This window comes from Sodalis sp. RH22, from assembly GCF_047324165.1.
Classification (GTDB): Bacteria; Pseudomonadota; Gammaproteobacteria; order Enterobacterales; family Enterobacteriaceae; genus Acerihabitans.
Window position 1 is genome coordinate 1,179,847 of the sequence record NZ_CP178731.1, and the last position, 17,819, is coordinate 1,197,665.

The 17,819-nt window shown below is 59.3% G+C and carries 15 protein-coding genes; 5 read left to right on the forward strand and 10 right to left on the reverse strand.

The window, feature by feature from the left end:
* Positions 1 to 61 precede the first annotated feature (61 nt).
* From treY to ACL2XN_RS05380, 4 genes are all read right to left on the reverse strand, one after another.
* Positions 62 to 2,551: a malto-oligosyltrehalose synthase gene (gene treY, locus ACL2XN_RS05365; protein WP_413730946.1), complete on the reverse strand. Its 2,490-nt coding sequence runs from the start codon at positions 2,549 to 2,551 to the stop codon at positions 62 to 64.
* A gap of 41 nt (positions 2,552 to 2,592) precedes the next feature.
* Complete coding sequence (gene treZ / locus ACL2XN_RS05370; RefSeq protein ID WP_410015086.1) at positions 2,593 to 4,380, reverse strand: malto-oligosyltrehalose trehalohydrolase; 1,788 nt, start codon at positions 4,378 to 4,380, stop codon at positions 2,593 to 2,595.
* 180 nt (positions 4,381 to 4,560) lie between these two features.
* Positions 4,561 to 5,469, reverse strand: coding sequence for an EamA family transporter (locus tag ACL2XN_RS05375; RefSeq protein WP_413722864.1), 909 nt, complete (start codon positions 5,467 to 5,469; stop codon positions 4,561 to 4,563).
* 228 nt (positions 5,470 to 5,697) lie between these two features.
* On the reverse strand, positions 5,698 to 6,624 hold the full coding sequence (locus ACL2XN_RS05380) for a LysR family transcriptional regulator (RefSeq protein ID WP_413730431.1): 927 nt from the start codon (positions 6,622 to 6,624) through the stop codon (positions 5,698 to 5,700).
* Positions 6,625 to 6,799: 175 nt separating this feature from the next.
* On the opposite strand from ACL2XN_RS05380, the gene ACL2XN_RS05385 reads away from it, so the two are divergent.
* Complete coding sequence (locus ACL2XN_RS05385) at positions 6,800 to 7,504, forward strand: SDR family NAD(P)-dependent oxidoreductase (RefSeq protein ID WP_413730433.1); 705 nt, start codon at positions 6,800 to 6,802, stop codon at positions 7,502 to 7,504.
* A gap of 104 nt (positions 7,505 to 7,608) precedes the next feature.
* On the opposite strand, the gene ACL2XN_RS05390 is transcribed toward ACL2XN_RS05385, so the two are convergent.
* On the reverse strand, positions 7,609 to 8,463 hold the full coding sequence (locus ACL2XN_RS05390) for a hypothetical protein (protein WP_413730435.1): 855 nt from the start codon (positions 8,461 to 8,463) through the stop codon (positions 7,609 to 7,611).
* 241 nt (positions 8,464 to 8,704) lie between these two features.
* On the opposite strand from ACL2XN_RS05390, the gene ACL2XN_RS05395 reads away from it, so the two are divergent.
* Together ACL2XN_RS05395 and gap are read left to right on the forward strand one after the other, a co-directional pair.
* Positions 8,705 to 9,760 (forward strand): alkene reductase, encoded by a 1,056-nt coding sequence (locus tag ACL2XN_RS05395; protein WP_413730436.1) that lies wholly within the window; start codon positions 8,705 to 8,707, stop codon positions 9,758 to 9,760.
* Positions 9,761 to 9,961: 201 nt separating this feature from the next.
* Positions 9,962 to 10,963: a type I glyceraldehyde-3-phosphate dehydrogenase gene (gene gap, locus ACL2XN_RS05400; protein ID WP_413722859.1), complete on the forward strand. Its 1,002-nt coding sequence runs from the start codon at positions 9,962 to 9,964 to the stop codon at positions 10,961 to 10,963.
* A 70-nt stretch (positions 10,964 to 11,033) separates the two neighbouring features.
* Here gap and ACL2XN_RS05405 read toward each other — a convergent pair whose 3' ends face one another.
* On the reverse strand, positions 11,034 to 12,056 hold the full coding sequence (locus ACL2XN_RS05405; protein WP_413730438.1) for a PfkB family carbohydrate kinase: 1,023 nt from the start codon (positions 12,054 to 12,056) through the stop codon (positions 11,034 to 11,036).
* A gap of 239 nt (positions 12,057 to 12,295) precedes the next feature.
* Here ACL2XN_RS05405 and ACL2XN_RS05410 point away from each other — a divergent pair, with 239 nt between their 5' ends.
* A complete protein-coding gene (locus ACL2XN_RS05410) occupies positions 12,296 to 12,946 on the forward strand; it encodes a YceI family protein (RefSeq protein ID WP_413730440.1) in 651 nt (216 codons plus the stop codon).
* Here the strand turns inward: ACL2XN_RS05410 and ACL2XN_RS05415 are convergent.
* The 4 genes from ACL2XN_RS05415 to ACL2XN_RS05430 all read right to left on the reverse strand — a co-directional run bounded on the left by ACL2XN_RS05415 (position 12,900) and on the right by ACL2XN_RS05430 (position 17,133).
* Positions 12,900 to 13,673 (reverse strand): DUF3750 domain-containing protein, encoded by a 774-nt coding sequence (locus ACL2XN_RS05415; protein ID WP_410015095.1) that lies wholly within the window; start codon positions 13,671 to 13,673, stop codon positions 12,900 to 12,902. The two genes, ACL2XN_RS05410 and ACL2XN_RS05415, sit on opposite strands and share 47 nt — an antisense overlap.
* Positions 13,674 to 13,867: 194 nt before the next feature.
* A complete protein-coding gene (locus ACL2XN_RS05420; RefSeq protein ID WP_410015096.1) occupies positions 13,868 to 15,481 on the reverse strand; it encodes an inorganic phosphate transporter in 1,614 nt (537 codons plus the stop codon).
* A 170-nt stretch (positions 15,482 to 15,651) separates the two neighbouring features.
* Positions 15,652 to 16,269 (reverse strand): glutathione S-transferase family protein, encoded by a 618-nt coding sequence (locus ACL2XN_RS05425; protein ID WP_410015097.1) that lies wholly within the window; start codon positions 16,267 to 16,269, stop codon positions 15,652 to 15,654.
* A gap of 90 nt (positions 16,270 to 16,359) precedes the next feature.
* Positions 16,360 to 17,133 (reverse strand): SDR family oxidoreductase, encoded by a 774-nt coding sequence (locus tag ACL2XN_RS05430; RefSeq protein WP_413728422.1) that lies wholly within the window; start codon positions 17,131 to 17,133, stop codon positions 16,360 to 16,362.
* A 148-nt stretch (positions 17,134 to 17,281) separates the two neighbouring features.
* On the opposite strand from ACL2XN_RS05430, the gene ACL2XN_RS05435 reads away from it, so the two are divergent.
* Positions 17,282 to 17,647, forward strand: a complete 366-nt coding sequence (locus tag ACL2XN_RS05435; RefSeq protein ID WP_413728796.1) for a winged helix-turn-helix transcriptional regulator — start codon at positions 17,282 to 17,284, stop codon at positions 17,645 to 17,647.
* The last annotated feature ends 172 nt before the right edge of the window (positions 17,648 to 17,819 follow it).

The following is a 17,819-nucleotide window of genomic DNA, read 5'->3' on the forward strand; positions in this document are numbered from 1 at the left end:
ACCCGAGCCCCCCGCAGTGATAGCCGAAGGCTTGGCGTGCCACGATGTTATATCTATAAAATCAAATTTTTAACAATATCACCGCCGAACGGCAGTCAACGGATTCCAAGTCTATCCTATCGGTCAGGAAGATCTCTTTTCCGCTGAGAATATCGCGGTAGCGGCTATTGGCGAGCCGCCCGGGCAAAGCGATTTCCGCCTGGGTCAAGCGTTGCTGATGCAGTTGAGCCGGATTGTCGTACAGCATACCGAAGACAAGGCGAGGCGCGATAACGATCAGCGCATCGTCGCTTTCCGCCCGGGCGAAGGCAATGACGTTTTCTGCCTGTTTGCCGGTGGCGGTGAGCGGCAAATAGTCGCCGCGGCGAAACAGCGCCGTCTTCTGCCGGCGCAAAGGCAGGATCCTGGCGATGATATGCTGCTTCAATTGGCCGCTAAGCCAGCCCTCCTCCGTGGCGACGACAGGTTTTTCGCTCCCGGCAAGCAGACGTTCAAGGGCGGCAAAATCCGGTTCTCGCCGGTTGTCGGGATCGACGAGGCTGAAATTCAGCGCTTCGCTACCCTGGTAGATATCCGGCACGCCCGGCGCCGTCAGCTTGATGACCGTCTGCGTAAGGCTATTGACCAGGCCGGCGCGGATAAAGGGCTGCAGCGCGCCGGTGAAATCCTGTAAAAATGTTTGGTTGGACGGCGAGAGCAGATGGCGGACATAGTCGAGCACGGCTTTTTCATAGGCGTCGTTGCTGTCATTCCAGTCAGTGCGCAGTTTTGCTTCCCGCAGCGCCTTCTCCACAAAGGCCAGAAACCGCTCTTCGAGCGCCTGCAGGCCCTTCCCGTCTTGCGGGTCGAGCGTCACCGGCCAGACACCGGCCAGCGCCTGGAAGATCATCCATTCGACCGCCGGTTTTGGCGCCGCGCCGTCGTCAAGCACGGCGACGCTGGCCTGGTTCATCCGGCGCCAGCGGGCAACGCATTCCGCCCAGCGCTCCGGCGCTTCGGTGAGCGTATATAGCCGTGCGCGGGCATCCTCGCCGCGTTTGGTATCATGGGTCGAGGTGCCTGACAGCGCATCCGGCTGCCGTTCGAGCCGCGTTTGCATTTCCGCGTGGAAGCGGTCGAGCGAGAAGGCGCGCGGCATCGGTTCGGCGCCCACTTCGTTCAGGGCCAGCTCCATGTTCTGCCTGAAGAATAGCGTGTCCTCGACCGATTTCGCCATCAGCGGGCCCGTCAACTGTTGGAAGCGAGTGCGGAAAGTGGCGGCTTCGCCGGAAGCGATATCCGAGACCTCGCCCGCGAGCAGGCGGGTCAGGAAATCGAGCGCCCCGGGGTCGGGAGCGTTCACGCTGGCTTTCACCTTTCCAGTCACCTTGCGCAGCATCTCATCGCCCGCCGGTGGCAGCCCTTGCGCCGTGCCATAGGTGCGGTAGACCGGGAAGGCGACCAACAGCTCGCGCAGAGCCGATCGGGCGGCGTTTTCATCCAGCGCCACCCTTTCCATCCCGGCGATCGCCATCACCAGCTTGAGGAGCGTGGTAAATTCACCCGCGAAATTCCTGTCCACCATCAGCAGCTTGGCCGCCCGCAGTTCGGCTTTCATATCCACAGGCCTGCCCACGACATCGTCATAGGCCTGCCGCAACAGGTCTATCTTCTCATCGTCCACCAACACATCGGAGAGCGCGGCGATGAATTCGTAACCAGTGGTGCCGGAAATCGGCCAGTCCGGCGGGATCTGCTCGCCCTTGCCGAGAATTTTTTCCACCGTTATATAGCAGTCCGGCCCGGCTTCCTGCCGCAGGCGCTCAAGATAGGCTTTCGGATCGGCAAGCCCGTCCACATGATCCACCCGCAGCCCGTCGACCGCGCCGGTTTTGACCAGCTCGAGGATGAGCCGGTGCGTATCGTCAAACACGGCCCTGTCCTCAACCCGGACGCCCACGAGGCCGGTTATCTCGAAAAAACGCCGGTAGGACAGGTCGCGCGGCGCATCGCGCCAGGACATCAGCCGATAGGGCTGGCGCCCGTGGAGCCGGGCAATCGCCGCCTTGTCAGTGAGATTCAGCACCTCGGCCTCGCGGCCCTGCCAGGTTTCGGCGGCAAGCGGGTAGAAGGTGTCGTAATAGGCGAAAGCGGGCCTGCCGGTTTTCGGGTCGGGCTTTACGGCAATCTCGTCGTTTTCCAGGGCGCGTTCGAACGTATCGCCGAGGAAGGGCAAGGTCAGGCGCTCGGACCAGTCGATGTCGAAATGCCGGGCGTAGCGGCTGTTTTTGCCCTTCTCTACCACATCGCGCCACCACGGATTTTCCAGCGAAGCGGCCATGTGGTTCGGCACGATATCAAGGATCAGGCCAAGCCCCGCGCCCTGCAATGTCTTTACCATGCGATCGAAACCTGCCCGGCCGCCGATCGAAGGATCGATCTCGTTGGCGTCGGTGACGTCATAGCCGTGGGTCGAGCCGGACGTGGCGGTAAAGACCGGCGAGGCATAGAGATGACTGATGCCGAGCCGCTTAAGATAAGGCACCAGGCCGGCGGCGCGGTCGAAGGTCATGCCGTTGCGGAACTGAATACGGTAGGTAGCGGTTGGAATCTTCACTTTGCGTCTCCCGGGGCAACACGGACAATAATGGCGTTTTGCGGCAGGTCATTTGCCGCTTTCGGCCAGGCGAATATCGTCTCGCCCGGCTGGTCGGGAAGCGGCTGGGGTGTTTTGCCGATATTGAGCGCGATGGACAGCGTGCCTTTCGGGTAGGTCCAGGTGACGGCAAGGAAACCCGGCGCGGTCTGCACCACGTGGCCGGCATCGCCGCGGGCGGTGCTGAGCAACGGCACCACCTGTTTCTGGCGCAGCGCCAATAATTCTTTGGTCAGCGCCAGCCAGCTTTTGCCCGCCCCGCTATCGCGCTTTTTCCAGTCAAGTTTCGACATGTCGAAGGTGGTCTGCGCGTTCGGATCGGGCACGCTTTCGCCCTCGTGGCCGGCATGGCCCGCGAACTCACGCGCGCGGCCCTCGCGCACGGCCCTGGCGAGGGAGCCATGAAAATCGGTGAAGAACAAAAAGGGATTCATCTCGCCATATTCCTCGCCCATAAAAAGCAGCGGGATATGCGGCGAGAAAAGCAGCGCGGCGAGCAGAACCCGGGTACGGTCGGCGCCGGCCAGCGCAATCAGCCTTTCGCCCTGGGCGCGGTTGCCCACCTGGTCGTGGTTCTGGATGAAATCGACGAAGGCCGCCGGCGGCTGTCCCGTGCTTTTCACGCCGCGCGGCTTGCCGGTCTGCGCAGAGACCTCGCCCTGATAAGCGAAACCTTCCGCCAAAACGCGGGCGACCAGCTTTTCCGGCTCCCTGGCAAAGTCCTGGTAGTACGCATGCGTCTCGCCGGTGGCGAAGACGTGGACGGCATTGTGGAAGTCGTCGTTCCACTCGCCGGTGAAGAGCGGTACGGAGCCGTCCTCCCCGCGCGGATGCAGGAAAATGACGTTGCGACTGTCCTCGGTCGTCAAATGGATCGGCCGGTCGGTAATGCCGGCGCGGATACGCTCGGCTATCTCGATCAGCACGTGCTTGGCGGAACTGTCCTCGATCTGGTCTATGGCGTCGAAGCGAAGGCCGTCAAGGTGAAATTCCTCCAGCCAGTAGAGCGGCGCTTCCACGATATAACGGCGGGCCGCGGCAACGTCATAGGCGATGCCGGCGCCCCAGGGCGTCTTGCGCTCCTTGTGGAAAAAATCCGGCGCCAATAGCGGCAGATAATTGCCCTGTGGCCCGAAATGATTAAGGACGATATCCAGCACCACCGAGAGACCATGGCCATGGGCGGCATCGATAAAGGCCTTGAAATCCTCCGGCGCGCCATAGACGGAATGCGGCGCGTAGAGCAGCACGCCGTCATAGCCCCAGCCGCGGCTGCCGCCGAATTGCGCGACGGGCATGACCTCGATCATGGTGATGCCGGTTTCGACCAGGTAAGGCAGCTTATCGATCGCGGCCTGGAACGTCCCTTCCGGCGTGAACGTGCCGATATGCATCTCGTAGACGACCGATTCTTCCCACGGGCGGCCGCGCCATTGCGTATTCCGCCAGCGGTAACGCGCCGGGTCGATGACGAGGGAAGGACCGTCGACATCCGCCTTCTGGGCGCGGGAGGCGGGGTCCGGCACGGCCGTGCCGTCGGCAAGGATATAATGATACTCCGCGCCGGGAGAAACCCCGGTGACCACCAGCTCAAACCAGCCGTCGCCGCTCGGGTTCATCGCCCTGTCTTCGCCGGAAAGCCTGAGCGTCACCTTGTCCTGTCCGGTCGCCCAGAGACGAAAGCGAACGACGCCGGCGGCGACGTATTCGGCGCCCCAGCTTTTAGTAAATGATTTGGATTTCATTCAATTGCCTCGTTTAACCCGGAAGTAAGCAATGGACGATACCGCCCCGTCTTATGCCGGTGATGCGAGTTTCACGTAGAACAATCATAGACAATTATGCAGGAAGTGATGTGCCGCTGCGACAGGCAGCGGTTATGGCGCGACGCCGGCTGTGGGCGCGTTAATAAGGGTAAGGCGCCCTTAGACCTGGGGCGCCAGCCATCGGTTTATCAGGCGGGAACCGAAAACATTGATCAACAGGCCCAGCATAATAACGGCAACGCCGATGATTTGCAGGATATTGAGCAACTCCCCCAATATCAGGGCGGCGCTGGTTAATCCCACCACCGGCACCAGCAGCGCGAAAGGGGTGACGCGCCAGGTTTCATAGCGGGAGAGCAGCGCGCCCCACAATCCATAGCCGATAATAGTGGAAATAAAGGCCAGATAAATCAGTGAAAATACCGTGGGCGCCTTAATATCCACGAGACTGTCGACGATGGTCTGCCGGCCTTCGAAGATCCACGAGCATACTAAAAAAGGAATAACGGGAATCAAGGCGCTCCAGACAACCAGCGACAGAATCGGCGTGTTGGGCGCGGCGGTCATGATGTTTTTATTGGTGATATTGCCCAGCGCCCAGCACAGGCCGGCGGTCAGCGTTAATAACATACCGAGCGGAGGAATGGCGGACAACGCGTTGCTCATGCCGCCTTCCACCAGCACCGCCATGCCCGCCGCGGCAATGAGCGTACCCAGGATTTGCATGGCCTTGATTTTTTCCCCCAGGAAAATCGTCCCCAGGATGATGGTGAAAAATACCTGTGACTGAAGGATAAGCGAAGCAATGCCGGTGGGCATGCCGATATTAATGGCGCAAAACAGGAAGGCGAACTGCAGGAAACTGATGGTCAACGCATAAAGCGCCAGCCATTTCAGGGGGATTTTAGGCACGGGGATAAAAAAAATAGCCGGAATGGCCACCAGCAGAAACCGCAGGCCGCCCAACAGGAAAGGCGGCATTCCGTGCAGGCCGACTTTGATAATGACAAAATTAACGCCCCAGATTATGACCACCAACAGTGCCAACAGCGTATCTTTTACAGACATCCCCGGTTCCTTCAATATTAATGATATTTAAGCTTATTATGCAATTTGCACCATTTACCCATTAAATTAAAGTACCTGCAAAACAACTTCATTTATACATACAGATGGCATTGAAATAAAACAGTACAGTCGGTTAGGAAAACGCGGGCGCCAAGGGTTTGGGGTTACGGCGGCCATGCCAAGTAGGGTTACCCACCGTAAAGGGATTGATTGCCGTGCCGCGCGGTGTCACTCCGGCAACTGCTGGCGACAGACCCTCAGCACCATTTGCCTTAGCCAGCGATGGGCCGGATCGACCTCTGAACGCGGATGCCACATCTGCGATACCGTAATGCCCGGGGTTTTTACAGGAAGCTCAAAAAGACAGAGCGAGCCCGGCTCGCCCATGATAGTGATAACCGGTTGATTGATGAGAAATGACGCGGGCAGCAGCGCCACCAGGTCGGACGCCTGAGCCACGGCCAGCGCGGCGGGAAAGCTCGGCACCGCGGCCGCGATCTTGCGCGTTAGGCCTAATTCGGCCAGCGCTTCGTCTACCGGTCCGGCAATCCGCCCCCGGCGGGAGGCGACCACGTGCCCGAAAGACGCATACAGGCTGGCGGTGATGTTAGGCTCCAGCGCCAGCGGGTGGTTTTTTCTCACCACACCTACGAACCGGTCCCTGAATAACGTCTGCAACCGTATTTCCGGGCCCATGGCCTCGGCTACGCCTATCTCAAGATCGGCCAGTCCTTCTCGCAAATAGCGTGGACTCTTTTCCGGCTTGGGCGCAAAACGCAGCCGCACGTAGGGCGCCGTCGCCGCCGCGGCGATAAGCAATGCGCCAAACGCCTCGACAAAACCATCGTTGGCACGCAGGGTAAAGGTGCGGTCAAGCGTGGCTAAATTCAGTTCCGACGCCGCAGGCCGCAGTACGGCGCGCGCCTCCGCTACCGTCCGTTGCGTACGCGCCCGTATTTCCCCGGCATAGGGCGTCAATACCATGCCGCGCCCGGCCCTGACCAGTAAAGGATCGCCGGTGACCGCGCGCAGGCGGCCAAGCGTGCGGCTCATGGCCGAGGCGCTTAATCCAAGCCGGCGCGCGGCGCCGGCCACACTGGTCTCAGCCAGCAGCGCATCCAGCGCAATAAGTAAATTGAGGTCGGGTTCAGTCATGAAGCATTGTATCCCGGCCGGAAAAATGAGGGAAGGCGTTGGATGCATGTTATCAGTGCAAATGCTGCGTCTTCCGCCCTGTATTGCGCAGGGATATAGTGACTGCATCCAACGTCAATAGCTGCATTGATGGATAGCTTATCGCCAGGCAGCGCACACGCAGAGGAAATAAAGCATGCCAACACCACCTTCCCAAAAGACGGTCCTTCTTATCGGCGCCTCCCGCGGCCTGGGCTTTGCGATGGCGGAAGAGTCGCTGAAACGCGGCTGTGGGGTAATAGCCACCGGGCGAGCCTCGTCTGCTGACCGACTTTTTCATCTGGCTGAACGCTTTCCTGATTCACTTGAAGTGGAGACCGTGGATATTACGCTGCCCCAGCAGATCGATGCGTTACATGAGCGGCTCAGCGATCGGCGCATTGACCTGCTTTTTGTCAATGCCGGCGTCAAAAATAGCGATCGGGAAACGATAGCGGACGTGTCGACCGATGAGTTTATTCGCGTGATGGTAACGAACGCGCTGAGCCCGATGCGGGTTATCGAGGCGTTTGAGGACCTTGTTCCGCCGACGGGTACCCTCGGCGTCATGTCTTCCGGCCAGGGTAGCATCGCTAATAACACCAATGGTCATTACGATGTGTACCGGGGCAGCAAAGCGGCGCTAAATATGTTTATGCGCAGCTTTGCTGCGCGCCACGAGGGCGATCCCAGAACGTTTCTACTGATGGCGCCGGGATGGGTGCGCACGGATATGGGGGGGCCGGAAGCGCGGCTGACTATCGAAGAAAGCATCCCGGCCCTGCTTAACACCATTGAGGCCTGTGCCGGGCGCACGGGATTACATTATCTGGACTATCTGGGAAGAACCGTCCCCTGGTGAGTCAACGCCATCGCTATCACGCCGCCGCCTTCTCCAGCGCCGGCCCTCGTTTATCGTAGCCTGAATGGAGGTGATAAACCGGGGCCGGTGCCGCCGGCATTGCGTTATTGCTGTGATGTCTCGGACGTCTGCGGCGTCGCGGTAGCCTGCGATGTTTCCGCTGCCTGCGGTGTTGCTGTCGTCTGCGGCGTCGCGGTTACCTGCGATGTTTCCGTTGCCTGCGGCGTTGCTGTCGTCTGCGGCGTCGCGGTTGCCTGCGATGTTTCCGCTGCCTGCGGCGTTGCTGTCGTCTGCGGCGTCGCGGTTGCCTGCGATGTTTCCGTTGTTTGCGGCGTTGCTTTCGTCTGCGGTGTTGCGCTAGCCTGCGATGTTTCCGTTGTTTCCGTTGTTTGCGGCGTTGCTGTCGTCTGTGGCGTCGCGGTAGCCTGCGATGTTTCCGTTGCCTGCGGTGTCGCTGTTGTCTGTGGCGTCGCGGTTGCCTGCGATGTTTCCGTTGTTTGCGGTGTCGCTGTCGTCTGTGGCGTCGCGGTTGCCTGCGGTGTCGCTGTCGTCTGCGGGACCGGGTCGTCTTTCAATTCGGTAAACACCGGTTTGCTCTTTACTACGGTATAAGCGATGTGTTTCGCACTGGTGGTCGTGGTGGTGATCTGCACCGGCGGAATGGTGACATGGCCAACCAGCGACCGGGCGTAACCGCCGATCTGATGCTTGCCCGCGGGTACATGCAGGGCTACGCTTTCGCCAGTGGCCAGAGCGCCGGCGTCGCTGCCGTCGACGGTAACATAGATGGTCGCGCCATCCGCGGTGCGGGCGGGCACATGCGTCACGGTGACAAGCGTCGGGCCAGTGGTAAAGTCTGCCGCAGGTTTGTCAGCCGCGGGTTCGTCAAATGAGTGTTTTACGCAGCCGGTCAGCGCAAAAGCAGCCGCAATGGCGGCGAGGGTGAAACGGTTGATCATAGCGCGGTATCATCCTTTAGTGCTTTTTGTGATCTAGATCGCCAATATAACAGAAATCGATATTGAGATGAATGCGCCGGCCTGTGAACTAGGAGAAATCTGCTTATGGTTTTATGCCCGCGATGACGGGTAATTGCCCGGCCGAATGGGGATGGCGTACCGCACATGCAGTAACACCCTGCTCATCATTTAGGGTTTAGAATGAAACCAATAAATGACTGATATAGCGACAGGAAAACCTATGCCAACCTTGTATGACCCCATTAATATCGGCGCCATTGAACTGAGCAATCGTATCGTCATGGCCCCGCTTACCCGCATGCGCGCCGTCGACGAGCGCAGCCCCGGCGCCATCACCAAAGAGTACTATGTCCAGCGCGCCAGCGCCGGTCTTATCCTGACTGAAGCCACGTCGGTATCGCCCCAGGGCGTGGGTTATCCCAATACGCCGGGAATCTGGTCGGAAAAACAGGTGGCTGCCTGGCGCGAGGTGACCGACGCGGTGCACCAGGCCGGGGGCAAAATTGTCATTCAGTTATGGCATGTGGGACGGATATCCGATCCGGTGTATCTGAACGGAGAATTGCCGGTGGCGCCAAGCGCCATCGCGCCGGAAGGCCATGTTTCCGTGCTGCGGCCGCAAAAACCCTACGAGGTCCCCCGCGCACTGGAAACCGCAGAAATAGCCGGCATCGTGGCGGATTTCCGCCGTGGGGCCGAAAATGCCCGGCGCGCCGGCTTTGACGGCATTGAAATCCATGCGGCAAACGGTTATCTGTTTGATCAGTTCCTGCATGACGGTTCGAATAAACGCACCGATCAATACGGCGGCACCATCGCCAACCGGGCGCGTTTTCTGTTGGAAACCGTCGATGCCTTATTGTCGGTCTGGCCGGCGGAACGGTTTGGCGTGCATCTTAATTTAATGTCCAGCTCTTACTCAATGCATGATTCCAATCCCAAAGCCATGTTCAGCTATGTGGTCGAGGAACTGAATAAACGGCGGCTGGCGTTTATCTTCGCCCGTGAATCATTGACTTTTCCGGACCGTTTCGGACCGGACTTAAGGAAAACTTTTTCCGGTGCCTGGATTGCCAATGAAGGCTTAACCAAAGCGTCCGCCGAAGCGTTGATAAGCCAGGGCGAGGCCGACGCGGCGGCGTTTGGCGGCCTGTATATCGCCAATCCCGACTTGGTGCGGCGCTTTAAGCAAAACGCCGCCCTTAACCCGCTTAACCCGCAGACGATCTATGCCGAAGGCGGCACCGGATATACCGATTACCCCGCCCTGGCCTGAAGGCAACGGGGATGCCGTCTCAAGCAGCCGCCACAGCATAAACCCGCCATCCGGCGACAGGCGGCGGGCCGTGCGCAGGATCCGCAGCGCCGCCGGATAACGGCCTGGCTTTCAGAATTTATCCATCTTGACTCCACAGGAGGCAGGTGCCAGTTTTGATCTTTTGCTAGATAGCCGACATATTTATATGAGGATTATGAGATGAAAAAGATTGGTATTAATGGTTTTGGCCGTATAGGACGTTTGGTGTTGCGGCGCATCCTGGAAACCCGCAGCGAAGTAGAGATCGTCGCCATCAACGATCTTACCTCGCCTAAGGTCCTGGCCTATCTGTTAAAGCATGATTCCAGCTATCGCCATTTTGACGGTACGGTGGATTATACCGACGACGCGATTATCGTTAACGATAAAAAAATCATCGTGTATGCCGAAAAAGACGCCAAGAATATCCCTTGGGGCACCCTTGGCGTGGAAATCGTGGTGGAATCCACCGGGTTTTATGCCTCCGCCGAAAAGTCGCAGGCCCACCTGGACGCGGGAGCGAAAAAAGTACTGATTTCCGCGCCGGCCGGAGATATGAAAACCATTGTTTTTAATGTCAACTGCGACACCATCACGGCGGAAGACCGGATTCTTTCCGTCGCGTCCTGCACCACCAACTGCCTGGCGCCGATGGCTAAAGTCCTGAGCGACAGTTTCGGCATCAAAGTGGGCACCATGACCACCATCCACGCGTATACCGGCACCCAGTCGTTGGTCGACGGCCCGCGCGGTAAAGACCTGCGCGCCTCGCGCGCGGCGGCGCAAAATATTATCCCGCATACCACCGGGGCGGCGAAGGCGATTGGCCTGGTGATCCCGGAATTAAAGGGCAAACTGAAAGGCCATGCCCAGCGGGTGCCGACCATTACCGGCTCGGTTACGGAACTGGTTTCGGTGCTGGAGAAAAAAGTCACCGTCGAGCAAGTCAATGACGCCATGAAAAAAGCGGCCGAGGGGAATGAATCTTTCGGTTATACCGACGAGGAGATTGTGTCTTCCGATATCGTCGGCACCCACTTCGGCTCGGTATTCGACGCGACCCAAACGGAAATCAGCGAGGCGGGCGATGTGCAGTTGGTGAAAACCGTCGCCTGGTACGATAATGAGTACGGCTTTGTCACCCAGTTGGTGCGGGTGCTGGATAAAGTGGCGGCGTACTGATTTTCGCCCTCTCCCCGCCGTCTCCCGCTGGAGAAGGTCAAGGAGAGGGTGAATCAAGCCAGACCGTCGGTTAGCGATTGAGGCTCGCCCCGCCGCCTTTTTTCATTACCGCGCGGATTTCAGATTCGTGCACCAGATTTAAATCGCCGCTGACGGTCAGTTTTAAGACGCTGGCGGCAATCGCAAAATCAATCCATTCCTGGGCGGCGAAGTTATGCAGCAGGCTATGCATTAAGCCGGCGCCAAACGCATCGCCCGCCGCGACGCCTTCCATGACATGCATCTTATAGGCGGTGGACTCGTAAAACGCGCCGTCTTTCAGCAACAGGCCCATCCATTGACTGTCTTCCACGGAATGAATGTTGCGCAAGACGCTGGCCACGATTTTACAGCCCGGGTATTTTTGCGTTACCGCCAGCATGCCTGCTTTGAAGGACTCTTTTTGATCGATGCCACGCGACATATCGCCGTCAAAAGCATCAATCCCGAGCGTTGCGGCGAAATCTTCATCATTGGCGATGCAAATCGCGACATAGGGCATCAGCGTCGACATGACGCGCTGGGCTTTTTCAGGCGACCACATTTTACCGCGGTAATTCATATCGCAAATAACCGGGATATCATGGGCCTGGCAATACTCACAGGCGGCGGTGACAATCCGCTCTAATTCGGCTGAAATGGCCGGGGTGATGCCGGAAAAATAAAAATAATCGATATCGCTGAAAATCGCGTCCCAATCGAATTCCGCCTGTGTGACCTCGGCGAAAGCACTGCCCGCCCGGTCATAGACCACATTGGTGGACCGCACGCTGGCGCCTTTTTCCAGGAAATAAATGCCTAAACGATTGCCGCCGCGCAGGACTTTCGTGGTATCGACACCGTATTTGCGCAATGTCGACAGCGCGGTTTCCCCCAGCAAATTAGCCGGTAATTTGGTTAAGTAGGCCACCTCGTCGCCTAACAGGGCTAAGGACACGGCCACGTTGGCCTCGGCGCCGCCATAGGTTGCTTCCAGAACATCTGATTGCATAATGCGATTGTTGCCGACCGGCTTCAATCGCAACATCATTTCTCCCAACGTTAATACTTTCATGCTTTATTCCGTATCCTTAAATGATTTTTACAGACGACACTATGCAGATAAAAAGCGGGCGCAAGCTTGATTAAAGGTAAAAAAACGCTGTATTTGGCGAAAAATTAACCACGCCAGGGCGCCGTTCCCCTGGCCGCGGCGGCCTGAACGCCAGGGCGGGACGGCATTGAGTGGGTAAAATGAATAAAAGCGCCGCCTGAGGTGTTAACTCCCCAGTTGCCCTCGTTGAGGATTTACCCATGCCGCGCTTTTTATCGCTATTACCGTTATTGTTAGTCTGCGCCGCCGCCGCGGCGGCCCCGCTGCACTACGACATCAATACCGTGCCCACCGCCGTGGTCTTATCGTGGAAAGTGCTGGGCGCGGGCCATTCCCATGCGGATATTACCGGCATAACCGGACGGCTGGACCTTAATCCCCGGCAGGACGGCAATGCCCGGGTGGAAGTGACTATCCCCGTGGGCAATATTGATGCCCATAACGGGATACTGTCCGCTGAGCTTAAAAGTCCACTATTTTTCGATCAGGCCCGCTACCCCAACGCGACGTTTACCAGCAGCCGGGTGGTGGCGGATGGCAAAGACCAGTATAAGGTGTTCGGCACCTTGCAAATCAAGACCATTAGCCACCCGGTTATCCTGGCGGCAAAATTGGTCTCCCTTAACGACCCCCGGTCCGGCGAACGCCATTTGACCTTTTATGCCGACACCGCCATTGCGCGGTCGGCCTTTGCCATGACGCGCTTTATTCCCATGGTCAGCGATCGGATCGCCATTCATATCATGGTCACCCTGCCCGACCCCTCGGTGCCATCCGGCACGCCCGCATCGGCCCTTGCCGTTGTCAACTGTCATCCTTTTCCTGTTTGCCCAGGCCAAGCCGGCCGATAAACGGCAGCCGCAGCGCCGGCGTCAGAATATCCACCCCCAGGTTTAATCCCAGGATATTGACTTCGACGCCCTCTTCCACGCCCAGGGTAAAGCCCAGCACGCCCAGCAACGATACCTGCAGGCCTTTGCCGGAAGGAGGCAACCCGACAGGATGGGTCAAGGAACGGAAATCCTTGCCGATGGCATTGGCCGGCAGGTCCAGCTTGAGCTCCGGCACTTCCCGGCCGATATGGGCCAGGAAGGTGTTGCTGTTTGGGCCGGGCCAGCTGCGGTAGGTGCGGCCATAGGGATAGCGTTTGATAGCCGCTTCAATACGCGGGATCATGGCCTCGGCATGGGCGCCGCGATGATCCACCAGCAGCGTCGGACGCGCGCCAAACCAGTATCCGTCGGGAAGGGTGTAATTACGGCGCACCGCGTCAATCCCGCCCCAGCCGATGACCTCGTAGCGGCTGTATTGACTGGCTCCCGCCGGCTTAAAAATAATCCAGGGATGGACGGCCACGAGTCCACGCCAGCCAAAAGTGGGCGCGGCATAGATTTGCACGATGGCGGTGTCGCGCAGCTGTACCGGATCCGGCGCCATCCCGGTGGAATCGCGCCGTGCCGTCCGCCAATCGCCGCCGGAAAAAACGTCGCCCGCCAGTGCTGCCTTGGCCAGACTCTGCCCGAAAGACAGTAATAACACGCAGAGAAACCCAATACTGAGTAGTTTTAGAGAGCCCATATATCCTTTGTCAGCCGGCCGACCCCCGGTTAGGGGTAATAAGGGGCATGTCAGGAATAATATAAGCGCTTATGCGCGCGTGTACAAAATATACGCATCAGCGGGGCGGACAGGATGGCCCCGGCAGCGAGGTGTTTTCGGCAACCGGGGCGAGAGGATAATTACGGTGGGTGTTTTCCCGGCGGCAAGGCGCCTCAGAAGTGATTAAAAATCCAGTACAGCCCGGCCGAAAGCAGGATTGACGCCGGCAGGGTCAATACCCAGGCCATCAGCAGGTTGCGCAGGGTGCCCATCTGCAGGCCGGATTTGTTGGCCGCCATGGTCCCGGCGACCCCGGATGACAGAACATGCGTGGTGGACACCGGCAGCCCGAAGGCATCCGCCGCGCCGATGGTGGTCATGGCCACCAGTTCGGCGCTGGCGCCCTGGGCGTAAGTAAGGTGCGTCTTGCCGATTTTTTCTCCCACCGTGACGACGATACGCCGCCATCCCACCAGGGTGCCCAGACCCAGGGCAATGGCCACCACCACCTTGACCCAGAACGGGATATAACGCGTTGCGCCGTCCAGCTCGTGTTTTAAGGCGTCCAGGTTTTGTCTGGAGCCAGGGGAGAGATTGAGCTGTTTTTCCGATTTCAGGCGCTTAATGGTTTCCGAAGCCAGGTACATATCGTTACGGGTATTGGATACCGACCGGGCCGGTATCTCGTTTACCGAACCATATTGTTTCAGTTCGGCGCCAATGGCCCCGGCCAGCCCGGCGAGCGCGGGAATGACGGCCGGCGTCAGGGTGTTGGTGCGGGCATAGCCGGTCAGGACGGCGCGGGCCGCCGGTTGGGGGCCGCCGGCGGGGAATTGGCGCAGCAGTTCGTGCTGCGTGGCCGTCGCCAGCGCGGCTACGCGCGGTATTTGTTCCGGCGGCATCGAGCGGTTTAACGCGTAGGCAATCGGCACGGTGCCGACCAGGATCAGCATAATCAGCCCCATCCCTTTCTGGCCGTCGTTGGAGCCGTGGGCAAACGACACCCCGGTGCAGGTTAAAATCAGCAGGCCGCGTATCCATAACGGCGGCGGCGAATTCCCCTGCGGCGCGGTATACAGCGCGCGATTTTTAACCAGCACTTTCATTACCAGCAGCAGCAGCGCGGCAAAGACAAAACCGATGACAGGCGATAAGAGCAGGGAATAGCCGATATTTATGGCCTGCGACCAATCCACGCCGCTGGTCCCGGTACGGCCGTGGATCAGCGCATTGGCGACCCCCACCCCGATAATGGAGCCAATCAGCGTATGGGACGAGGACGCCGGCAGGCCCAGCCACCAGGTGCCGAGATTCCAGATAATGGCCGAGAACAACAGGGCATAGACCATGGCGAAGCCGCTGCCGGTTCCCGCCTGCAGGATTAATTCCACCGGCAGCAAGGAAATGATGCCGAAGGCGACCACGCCGCTGGACAGCAACACTCCGAGGAAGTTGAAACACCCGGACCAGATCACGGCGACCATGGGCGAGAGCGAATGGGTATAAATCACGGTTGCCACGGCGTTGGCCGTGTCATGGAAGCCATTGACGAACTCGAAGCCCAGGGCGATTAACAGCGCCAGCCCCAGCAATAAGAACGGCACATAGCTGGTATAAGTGGCGCCGGCATCGGAAACATCGTTAAACAGATTGACGCCGGCAAAGGCGATGCCCAGCACCAGCAGCAAGACGAATAACACCACGGACGATCGGCTGTTTTTCTGGTAAATTTTGGGTTTGCCGCTGTCAAAGGAAAGGCTGGATCGGGCAGCGCTATTATCACTCATAATAATCCCCTGTCTCACATTCTCGTGCTGGATGCCTGTCAACGACATGTTGAGCGTGTCGGGTCATTATTCAGGGTTAAGATGAATTTTTGATGACGGCCGATTTACCGGGCGGCCATTAAGCGCCGCGCCGCCGGCGCAACAGGCTGAACAGCCGGCGCCGGCCCCGCCTACACCAGGGTATTGGCTTTCAGGATGGGTTGTAATTCGGGTAACCGGCCTACGTGTTCGGCCATGGCGAACAGCCGCGGCGCATGCTGTTTAAACCAGGGTTTTCTCGGCCCCCAATGGACAAGCACCGGCCAGTAAGCGTCAATTAATGTTACAACGTCACCGAATAAATACGGCCCCGCCCCCAGTTGCGTTTCCAGCCACAGGTAAAGACGTTCGCGGTAGCGGTCGGTGCTGGCGACCAGTTCGCCGGGCTGCCCTGGCGCCCAGCGTTCCGGATAATCGCCATAGGTAAAGGTGGGATAGACATTCGCCACCAGCCAAACAAGCAACCGGTAGAATTGCCGGCGATCCGCGGTGCCGGCCGCCGGCGCCAGATGGGGGTGGCTATCGAGCAGCAGCAGCGCGATGGCGGCGCTTTCGGTCATGATGCCGCCGTCGTCCAGCACCAGCGTCGGCACCTGGCATAAAGGATTGAGCGCGGCCAGGGTATCCCGGGCCGCGCCCGGCCGATCATAGCCGTCGACATTTACCCATTGATAAGGCTCGCCCGCCAGGGCGAACATGATTTCAACAATTGCCGATCCCGCGCCCGGCGCGCCATACAGTGTGAACATGATCACCTCATGCCTGCTATAACGTGGTTGATGGTGATAACTGTAGCGCGAAATAAGCAAAATGGCCCGGCGCCGCGTACCCGATGGTCATCAGGCGGTGGGCACCGTCCCGCCGTCGATAACATACTCCGCGCCGGTAATCGACGCCGCCCGCGCGGAAGCCAGGAACGCGATCAGATCGGCCACTTCCCCGGGCTGCGCCGGGCGGCCCAACGGGATGCCGCCGAGCGACTTCATGATAATCTGCTTACCGCCGTCATAATCGGTTCCCGCCTGTGCGGCGAGCCTTTGCGCCATCGCCACCGCGGCCTCGGTTTCGACCCAGCCGGGGGAAACCCGCAGCACGCGTACGCCATGGGGGCTGACTTCCTTCGAGAGACTCTTGCTGTAGGTGGACAGCGCCGCCTTCGCCGCCGCGTAGGCGGTGGTGGACTCGGGCAGCGGCAGCTGGCGCTGGATAGACGTGACGTGGATAATCACCCCGCGGCCCTGGGCCAGCATACCGGGCAGCAGGGCGCGATCGAGCCGTACCGCCGGGAAAAGATTGAGATCAAGCGCCTGATGCCATTCATCATCTCCCAGCGCGGCAAAGCCGCCGCCCGGGGCCGTCGAGCCCCCCAGGACATGAACGATAATATCCACCCCGCCCAGCCTGTCGTTAACGGCGGCGGCGACGGCGCCGCAGCCCGCGGGCGTCGTCACGTCGGCGGCGACGAACATCCCGTCGGGCAGCGACGGCGGGCGGGTACGCGCCGTGGTTATCACGTTAGCGCCGCTTTGGCGGAACAGCGCGACCACGGCGGCGCCGATACCCTTGGTGCCGCCGGTAACCAGCACGCGCTGGTCTTTCAGTTCTAAATCCATAAGATGCTCTCCGGTGTATTAAGCGTGCCTCAGCGACGAAACAAATGCGCCGTTTTCATCGTGACCGCACATCACGTTGCCATAGCGCGAGTATCGCCATATACTTTCCTTACCGCAAGAACGCACGAAAAAGTAAGTGACTAACCAAATGGTAAAGCACACCTATACGCCCGTGACCGCCGCCGTCGGCGTGGAAAACGTACTGCGGCTGCTGGAAGGCCGCTGGAAGCTGGTGATCCTGTTTCATTTGTTCGGCGGACAGGTACGACGCTATTCCGATCTGGAGAAACTGATCCCGACCATATCGCAGAAAATGCTGGCCCAGCAGTTGCGTCAGCTGGAAGGCGACGGCATCGTGCTGCGCCACGTCTATCCCCAGGTACCCCCGAAGGTGGAATACCGCCTGTCGGCATGGGGACAGGCGCTGTGTCCCGCCCTTGACGCGCTGCTGACCTGGGCGGAGCAGCGCGAGCATTTATCAGCGCCGGCGCAGAATGCGGCGGATGTCGGTTAATGCGGGATCCGCGGCGTTGCACGCTTATCCCGCATTGTCGCGCGCCGTTGCACCCTTATCGCGCACCGCCCGCCCGCCTGCCTCATTTTAGTACACACCCCTTTCCCTTAATGCCACCCCGGGCCGCTTGCGCAGCGGCGGCGCCCTGCGCGCGGCGAACATAACTGGCCTC

Bases quoted from the DNA above. Each gene is read 5' to 3' on its own strand.
- treY (WP_413730946.1), bottom strand. From the start codon at position 2,551: ATGACCTTCGACCGCGCCGCCGGCCTGGTGCCTTATCTTAAGCGGCTC.
- treZ (WP_410015086.1), bottom strand. From the start codon at position 4,380: ATGAAATCCAAATCATTTACTAAAAGCTGGGGCGCCGAATACGTCGCC.
- ACL2XN_RS05375 (WP_413722864.1), bottom strand. From the start codon at position 5,469: ATGTCTGTAAAAGATACGCTGTTGGCACTGTTGGTGGTCATAATCTGG.
- ACL2XN_RS05380 (WP_413730431.1), bottom strand. From the start codon at position 6,624: ATGACTGAACCCGACCTCAATTTACTTATTGCGCTGGATGCGCTGCTG.
- ACL2XN_RS05385 (WP_413730433.1), top strand. From the start codon at position 6,800: ATGCCAACACCACCTTCCCAAAAGACGGTCCTTCTTATCGGCGCCTCC.
- ACL2XN_RS05390 (WP_413730435.1), bottom strand. From the start codon at position 8,463: ATGATCAACCGTTTCACCCTCGCCGCCATTGCGGCTGCTTTTGCGCTG.
- ACL2XN_RS05395 (WP_413730436.1), top strand. From the start codon at position 8,705: ATGCCAACCTTGTATGACCCCATTAATATCGGCGCCATTGAACTGAGC.
- gap (WP_413722859.1), top strand. From the start codon at position 9,962: ATGAAAAAGATTGGTATTAATGGTTTTGGCCGTATAGGACGTTTGGTG.
- ACL2XN_RS05405 (WP_413730438.1), bottom strand. From the start codon at position 12,056: ATGAAAGTATTAACGTTGGGAGAAATGATGTTGCGATTGAAGCCGGTC.
- ACL2XN_RS05410 (WP_413730440.1), top strand. From the start codon at position 12,296: ATGCCGCGCTTTTTATCGCTATTACCGTTATTGTTAGTCTGCGCCGCC.
- ACL2XN_RS05415 (WP_410015095.1), bottom strand. From the start codon at position 13,673: ATGGGCTCTCTAAAACTACTCAGTATTGGGTTTCTCTGCGTGTTATTA.
- ACL2XN_RS05420 (WP_410015096.1), bottom strand. From the start codon at position 15,481: ATGAGTGATAATAGCGCTGCCCGATCCAGCCTTTCCTTTGACAGCGGC.
- ACL2XN_RS05425 (WP_410015097.1), bottom strand. From the start codon at position 16,269: ATGTTCACACTGTATGGCGCGCCGGGCGCGGGATCGGCAATTGTTGAA.
- ACL2XN_RS05430 (WP_413728422.1), bottom strand. From the start codon at position 17,133: ATGGATTTAGAACTGAAAGACCAGCGCGTGCTGGTTACCGGCGGCACC.
- ACL2XN_RS05435 (WP_413728796.1), top strand. From the start codon at position 17,282: ATGGTAAAGCACACCTATACGCCCGTGACCGCCGCCGTCGGCGTGGAA.